Source organism: Kamptonema animale CS-326, assembly GCF_028330895.1.
GTDB lineage: Bacteria > Cyanobacteriota > Cyanobacteriia > Cyanobacteriales > Microcoleaceae > Kamptonema > Kamptonema formosum.
The window spans coordinates 1-6,655 of sequence record NZ_JAQMUA010000112.1 but is presented as its reverse complement, the minus strand read 5'-3'; the positions used below and the strand labels follow the sequence as shown (position 1 = coordinate 6,655).

The window sequence follows — 6,655 nt, the reverse complement described above, 5'->3', positions numbered from 1 at the left end:
GAATTGGGTAAGAAACCCGGTTTCTGAGCCCCACGCGATCGCTCCCTGAGCAAAGAAATCGGGTTTCTGCGATAATTTTGGCATCCTCACGAAGAATTGGGTAAGAAACCCGGTTTCTGAGCCCCACGCGATCGCTCCCTGAGCAAAGAAATCGGGTTTCTGCGATAATTTTGGCATCCTCACGAAGATTTCGGTAAGAAACCCGGTTTCTGAACCCCCACAAACCCACTTAATTATACCCACCAATGATCGCCCTCGAAACTGAACGCAACTGGAAACCCATCATCAAAGAATTTGAAACTGTACTCGGTAAAAATGCCGTAGTCCAACGCCGCGAAGAATTGTTAGTGTACGAATGTGACGGACTCACCAGCTACCGCCAACGGCCAGCGGTGGTAGTATTACCTAGAACTACAGAGGAAGTGGCGGCGGCCGTAAAAATATGCGATCGCCACTCCATCCCCTGGGTAGCTAGAGGCGCGGGTACTGGTCTTTCTGGCGGCGCTTTACCCGTCGAAAACTGCGTATTAATTGTCACCGCCTTAATGCGAAAAATCCTGAAAATTGACTTAGAAAATCAGCTAGTTGTCGTACAACCAGGAGTAATTAATAACTGGGTAACGCAAGCAGTTAGTGGCGCTGGTTTCTATTACGCCCCCGATCCTTCCAGTCAAATTGTATGTTCAATTGGTGGTAATGTTGCCGAAAATTCCGGCGGCGTTCACTGTTTGAAATATGGAGTGACAGTTAATCACGTTTTAGGCTTAAAATTAGTCTTACCTGATGGCTCAATTGTTGATGTCGGCGGACAAATACCAGAGATGCCTGGTTATGATTTAACAGGTATATTTGTCGGTTCCGAAGGTACTCTCGGAATTGCCACAGAAGTCACTTTAAGAATCCTTAAAACACCCGAATCAATTTGCGTTCTCCTAGCAGATTTTACCAGCATGGAAGCAGCAGGAGCATCGGTTTCAGATATTATCAGCGCTGGGATTATTCCCGGCGGTATGGAAATCATGGATAACATCAGCATTAATGCTGTAGAAGATGTTGTCGCCACTGGCTGTTATCCCCGCGATGCTGCTTCTATTCTATTAGTAGAAGTAGATGGTTTAGAGGTAGAAGTAGCAGCGAATAAACAAAGGATTGCTGAGATTTGTCTGAAAAATGGAGCGCGGAACATCACCAGCGCAAATGACTTGGAAACGCGGTTAAAAATTTGGAAAGGTCGAAAAGCCGCTTTTGCCGCTGCGGGTCATTTAAGCCCTGATTATTACGTGCAAGATGGCGTAATTCCCCGCACACAAATGGCTTATGTCCTCAAAGAAATTGAGTTGCTTAGTGAAAGATTTGGCTATCGCATCGCTAATGTGTTTCACGCGGGAGATGGGAATCTTCACCCCTTAATTCTTTACGATAATTCTGTTGAAGGGGCGTTAGAAAAAGTCGAAGAATTGGGCGGTGAAATTCTGAAACTTTGCGTGAAAGTAGGGGGAAGTCTTTCAGGGGAACACGGCATTGGTGCTGATAAGAAATGCTATATGCCGGAGATGTTTAATGAGGTAGATTTGGAGACAATGCAGTGGGTGCGTCAGGTGTTTAATCCCCAGGGTTTGGCGAATCCGGGGAAGATGTTTCCTACCCCTCGCACTTGCGGGGAAGCGGCAAATGCTAAGGTTGAAAGTGTTAAGAAATTTGAGGGAGTAGACGTTTTTTAGGTTAAATGCCAAATTGGAAGCTTAATAATAAACTCCGTACCTTGACCAATTTCGGAAACACAATTAAGTTCGCCTCTATGTCTTTCAGCAACAATTTGATAGCTGATTGACAAACCCATTCCCGTACCTTTACCTACTGGTTTGGTCGTAAAGAAAGTGTCGAATATCCGTTGCTTCACCTCTTCTTTCATCCCTGACCCATTGTCGCCAATTTTGATTTGTACATAATCCGCATCTACCACAGAAGTAGCAATCGTAATCTTACTAGGATTGTCGCGAATTTCTTGGGGGTTACGCCCTTTATTGCTATCCTCCAAAGCATCAATTGCATTGCCGAGAATATTCATAAATACTTGATTAATCGGCCCTGCATAACATTCCACAACAGGCAAGTCTCCGTACTCTTTCACAATCTGAATCGCCTGAGTGCTTCCCGTTGCTTTCATACGGTGATTAAGAATTAGTAAAGTGCTGTCAATTCCTTCGTGAAGGTTAACAGCTTTGATCTCCGATTCATCGTGTCGCGAGAAGTTCCGCAGCGATGCAACAATCTGGCAAATGCGGTCAACTCCTACATTCATTGAAGATAGTATTTGAGTTAAATCTTCCATTAGAAAGTCAAGTTCTATTGCCTCCATTCGCTTTTGAATTTCCTCGACAGGATGAGGATAGTGCTGCTGATAGAGCTTGAGCAAATCCAGCAATTCTTGAGTGTAATTATCTAAATGATTGAGATTGCCATTAATGAAACTAACCGGGTTGTTAATTTCGTGAGCAACTCCTGCAACTAGCAATCCCAAACTGGACATTTTTTCACTCTGTACGAGTTGGGAATGAGTTTTTTGTAGTTGGTTAAGAGCTAGTTCTAATTTTGTCGCTTGTTCTCTACTGCGTGCTTCCGAACTCTGCAAGGCTTCTTCTGCTTCTTTATGTTTGGTTACATCCATCTGTATGCCGATGAAATGAGTTAATTTGCCCTTGCGATCGCGCACCGGAGAAATCGCTAATTGATTCCAAAAAGTTGTCCCGTCTTTGCGATAATTCTTTAAAACCACCGTGCATTCACTCTGATTATGTAAAGCCTCGCGGATTTGATTTATCGCATCAGGATCTGTATCTTTTCCTTGCAATAATCGACAGTTATGCCCGATAATTTCCTCCTGCGAATAGCCAGTCATTTTTGCAAAAGCAGGATTACAATAAATATTAGCTAGGTTGGGGGTTGTCGCGTCGGCAATTACAATTCCAGTGCTAGCTGCTGCCATAGCACGACTGTAAAGCCATAGCATTTCCTCTGTGCGCTTGCGATCGGTAATATTGCGTAGTGTGGCCAAATAAGCAATTTCTCCTTCCCATTCCGTCTCCACCACTCGCATTTCTACTACCGTATTTTCTTTGTCCTTACAGATCGCTTCTACTTCTGTTTGTACCACCCGGATGCCTGCTGCATCTCTCTGTCGAACTTGATGAATAATATCTGTATTCATCTCCAGATCGCAGGCAGAACCTTCTACTATCAAAGAACCAAAAAAATCTTTCCCTAACAGATCCTCATCCTTGCAGTTGAAAAGATATTCGGCTGATGGGTTGACAAAACAGACCATCCCTTTTTTGTTAACAATAACGATGCTGTCGGCATTTTTAGCAATTACATTATGAAAGCGGGCTTCACTAGCTTTCAGATCGCGCTTTAGCTTTTCGATTGCTAATTGCATCTGGTGCAATTCGCGCTGATGAGAAATATAAGAAAGTGGTAGCGGACTTTCTGAGATATCCTTAGAGAAAGTATCGACCGACTCTTCACTAATTGCTTCATTACTAAGCTTTTTACCTGCCCCTTGCTTTAAACCGTTGATATTGCTAACATTACTTTCTGAGTTGCTATCGGGAACAAACATAATTTAAAAACTCCTAATAAAATTCCTTACAATTTTTATGACCAAAAAATCATGAGCTGATTAGCTTCCTTTAACTTTGATAAGGGAGATTAGCACCTATACTAGCATATAATTATTCCTGAAAGATTAAGTTTTTATTAAACCTTGATTTTGGGTATCAAATAATAAATTCTTTTCGCAGCTTACTTAAGTAAGGCTAAGGCTAGTGATACTATTTCCATGAAAGTGAGTGTCCTAGTTCAAGTTATCATAAACATATTTTTTATAAATATGTGTTATGAAACACAGCACCTATAATGCAGCTAGCCATTCATGAAGGCAATCTCTGCTTAAAATATAACTTGTATCTTTGCGATCGGGATTTGAAACCAATGGCGCGTCTGGCACTGCTGAGCACATCTGATAAAACCGGGCTAATTGACTTAGCTCGCACTCTGGTAGAAGAATTTGGCTTTGATATCATTAGTAGTGGCGGGACAGCAAAAGCTCTAAAAGATGCTGGGTTGCCAGTCACAAAAGTTGCTGACTACACGGGTTCTCCAGAAATTTTAGGGGGACGAGTCAAAACGCTGCATCCTCGCATTCACGGTGGCATTTTAGCACGTCGAGATGTCCCCCAGGATGTAGCAGATTTGACTGAAAATAATATTCGTCCCATTGATTTAGTCGTAGTTAATCTGTATCCTTTCGAGCAAACAATTGCTAAGTCAGAAGTAACTTTGGCTGAGGCAATTGAGCAGATTGATATTGGGGGGCCGGCGATGCTGCGAGCCTCAGCTAAAAATTACCCTCATTTGACAGTTTTATGCAATCCAGAGCAGTATCCTATTTATTTGCAAGAATTGCGGGAGCGCGGAGGAGAGGCTTCCTTAGATTTCCGGCAAAAATGTGCAATTGCAGCCTTTAATCATACTGCAAATTACGATCGCGCGATCGCATCTTATCTCACAAATCAATCTTCTCCAGAAGCCGATCGATCGTCTCTCCTACAACAGTTTACAATTGCTGGAACCCAGTTACAATCGCTCCGCTACGGCGAAAATCCGCATCAAGCTGCTGCTTGGTATCAAAGCGGAGTAAACCCTACTGGTTGGACGACCAGTACAATACTTCAAGGTAAAGAATTAAGCTACAATAATTTAGTGGATTTAGAGGCAGCTCGCAGGTTAATTGTAGAGTTTCCCGATACTCCAGCGGCGGCAATTCTTAAACATACCAATCCTTGCGGCGCTGCTATCGGTAATAGCCTCTCAGAAGCTTATCAAAAAGCTTTCGATGCTGACTCAATTTCAGCTTTTGGCGGGATTGTAGCTTTAAATCGTCCCATTGATGCGGCTACGGCTAAAGCGTTAACTCAAACATTCTTAGAATGCGTGGTAGCGCCTGCTTGCGAACCAGCAGCTCAAGAAATCCTCAAAGGTAAGTCAAAAGTGCGGGTTTTGATCTTACCAGATCTGATTCAGGGGCCGCCCCAAACTGTTAAAGTAATAGCAGGTGGTTTGCTCGTACAAGACTCAGATAATGCCATAGAAAATGCTAGCCAATGGCGCGTTGTCACTGAGAAGCAACCCACACCAGAACAGTTAGAAGAACTGTTATTTGCGTGGAAAGTTGCCAAGCACGTTAAATCTAATGCTATTGTCGTGACGCGCGATCGCGCTACATTAGGTATTGGTGCAGGACAAATGAATCGTGTAGGATCGGTTAAAATTGCCTTAGAACAAGCCGCTTTGAAAGCCAAGGGTGCATTTTTAGCCAGTGACGGTTTCTTCCCCTTTGACGACTCAGTGCGAACTGCTGCTGCTGCTGGAATAGTTGCGATCGCACAACCAGGAGGTAGTATGCGCGACCAAGATTCCATCAACGCCGCCAACGAACTCGGACTGGCGATGGTTTTCACCGACATTCGCCACTTTTTGCATTAATGTTAACAGTTAACGGTTAACAGTTAACCGTTAACTGTTAACTGTTAAATAATTCGCTGGTAATTTCTTCCTTCTTCCTTCTTCCTTCTTCCTTCTTCCTTCTTCCTTCTTCCTTACTATTATGGTATCAACAACGCAGCAACTTCAAAGCAAAGATGTTAAAGTCAAAATTCTCTTAACCGGAGGACATCAGTGTACAGTCAATCTCAAATCTGATGCACCCTTACTCCACGGCCTCATCAAAGCTTTGATGGCTCAAACTCAGCAAACACCTGCTTTTTCCACATTATTCCAAATTCCCATAGATGATGGTCGTTCCGCTCTATGTTTTCCTAGCGAACAGTTAGTTGGCTTAGTCACAGAACCCCCAATTTACTTGCAGCAACAACAGGAAAAAAAACCTATTATAGAAATTCCCTCCCCCCCTCCCACTCCTATTTCCACCGTTCATGATCTAACATCTCGCTATGCTCAAATTGAAAACTTCTTGACAGCCGCAGAAAACAAACAACTACTGCAATACGTCCTCGACAAAGAAGGAGAATTTGTCCCTACCAGCACATCAACTAACGCTGAAGATTACCGTCGTTCAATGGTACTTCACTCCTTCCCTGAATTCTCAGAACTGATGGTCAATCGCATTAAAGCAATTCTCCCAGATGTCCTTCGCAAATTAAATATTCCCCCATTTCCTCTTGGCGATATTGAAGCTCAGCTAACCATGCACAACAACGCCAACTTTTACAAAATGCACAACGATAATGGTTCTCCAGACACATCTAGCCGATTCTTCACTTACGTTTACTATTTTAATCGAGAACCCAAGGGTTTTACGGGCGGAGAATTACGGCTTTACGACAGCAAAGTTGAAAATAACTATTACGTTGCCGCCGACACTTTCAGAACTGTAGAACCCCGAAATAACAGCATCGTATTCTTCCTTAGCCGCTATATGCACGAAGTATTGCAAGTAAATTGTCCTTCAAAAGCTTTTGCAGACAGCCGCTTTACCATCAATGGCTGGGTACGACAAGCCAGTTAAAATTTAAGACGCAGACTTGACGTAACGCCGCCTTCTAGGCGGTAAAGAAACCGCCTAGAAGGCGGCGTT

At 43.3% G+C, this 6,655-nt stretch carries 4 protein-coding genes; 3 read left to right on the top strand and 1 reads right to left on the bottom strand.

Features of this window, described 5'->3' with window-relative positions; translation table 11 throughout:
* The first annotated feature begins 245 nt into the window (after positions 1-245).
* Complete coding sequence (gene glcD / locus PN499_RS06495; protein ID WP_272030878.1) at positions 246-1,721, top strand: glycolate oxidase subunit GlcD; 1,476 nt, start codon at positions 246-248, stop codon at positions 1,719-1,721.
* On the opposite strand, the gene PN499_RS06490 is transcribed toward glcD, so the two are convergent.
* Positions 1,718-3,619 (bottom strand): PAS domain S-box protein, encoded by a 1,902-nt coding sequence (locus PN499_RS06490; protein WP_272030877.1) that lies wholly within the window; start codon positions 3,617-3,619, stop codon positions 1,718-1,720. The two genes, glcD and PN499_RS06490, sit on opposite strands and share 4 nt — an antisense overlap.
* Before the next feature lie 371 nt (positions 3,620-3,990).
* Here PN499_RS06490 and purH point away from each other — a divergent pair, with 371 nt between their 5' ends.
* Together purH and PN499_RS06480 are read left to right on the top strand one after the other, a co-directional pair.
* A complete protein-coding gene (gene purH, locus PN499_RS06485; RefSeq protein WP_272030879.1) occupies positions 3,991-5,544 on the top strand; it encodes a bifunctional phosphoribosylaminoimidazolecarboxamide formyltransferase/IMP cyclohydrolase in 1,554 nt (517 codons plus the stop codon).
* Positions 5,545-5,665: 121 nt separating this feature from the next.
* Positions 5,666-6,586 (top strand): 2OG-Fe(II) oxygenase, encoded by a 921-nt coding sequence (locus PN499_RS06480; RefSeq protein ID WP_272030876.1) that lies wholly within the window; start codon positions 5,666-5,668, stop codon positions 6,584-6,586.
* Positions 6,587-6,655 lie beyond the last annotated feature (69 nt).